The organism is Streptomyces sp. SP17BM10, assembly GCF_036322405.1.
Lineage (GTDB): Bacteria > Actinomycetota > Actinomycetes > Streptomycetales > Streptomycetaceae > Kitasatospora.
This window is the reverse complement of sequence record NZ_JAQYXB010000663.1, coordinates 1-302: the sequence shown is the minus strand read 5'-3', so window position 1 is coordinate 302 and position 302 is coordinate 1. Positions and strand designations below refer to the sequence as shown.

The following is a 302-nucleotide window of genomic DNA, read 5'->3' as shown; positions in this document are numbered from 1 at the left end:
GACCACAGCGGCACGTCCTACACCCGCACGGGCGGGTTCCTGCGGGAGGCCGCGGCGTGCCACGCCGCGGTCTTCTGGATGAGCCCGCGCGAGGCGCTCGCGACGGACGCCCCGCCGCGCCTGCTGCTGGAGACGTCGTGGGAGGAGTTCGAGAGGGACGGCAGCGGGAGGACGGCCGGGATGTCCTCGGGGACCGATGCGCCGTCCATGCGCTCACCGACGAAGCCGGCCAGCGCGGTCGCCGTCGGGGAGGCGCACCCCACCGGGGCCGTCAGCGGGAGACCGGTGACGGCCCGCTGCCG

At 76.5% G+C, this 302-nt stretch carries 1 protein-coding gene; it reads left to right on the top strand.

The window, feature by feature from the left end; all coding sequences use genetic code 11:
• Positions 1–39: 39 nt before the first annotated feature.
• The coding region (locus tag PUR71_RS41385) for a beta-ketoacyl synthase N-terminal-like domain-containing protein (RefSeq protein ID WP_443077659.1) at positions 40–302 on the top strand (263 nt) is incomplete at its 3' end.